This window comes from Stenotrophomonas sp. Bg11-02 (assembly GCF_002836635.1).
In the GTDB taxonomy this organism is placed as follows: Bacteria; Pseudomonadota; Gammaproteobacteria; order Xanthomonadales; family Xanthomonadaceae; genus Stenotrophomonas; species Stenotrophomonas lacuserhaii.
This window is the reverse complement of the sequence record NZ_PJAY01000036.1, coordinates 1-307: the sequence shown is the minus strand read 5'-3', so window position 1 is coordinate 307 and position 307 is coordinate 1. Positions and strand designations below refer to the sequence as shown.

1 protein-coding gene is annotated in these 307 nt (G+C 68.4%); it reads left to right on the top strand.

The window, feature by feature from the left end:
- The coding region (locus CXG43_RS01365; RefSeq protein ID WP_198551378.1) for a head decoration protein at positions 1-307 on the top strand (307 nt) is incomplete at both ends.

Genomic DNA, 307 nt, shown 5'->3' with positions numbered 1-307 from the left:
TGAACTGGTCGTGCTGCCGGCCGGCCAGGGCGTGCTGCCGGCCGGGGCCCTGCTGAAGGCCGACAACACTGCGGCGGAAGACGGCGCCGAGGCAGTGAAGGTCCTCTATGGTGCGGTGGACACCGGTGACCCCGGAACGTCGTTGCCCTCGAAGGGCACGGCGGTGGTGCGCGATGCCGAGGTATTCGGCGAGATGCTTTCGTACGGCGATGCCACCGACGACCAGAAGCTGCTCAGTGCGCTGAGCCTGGCCGAGTCCGGAATCATCGTGCGCTGGACCAAGAAGCCGGTCGCGTCCAACGCCGCC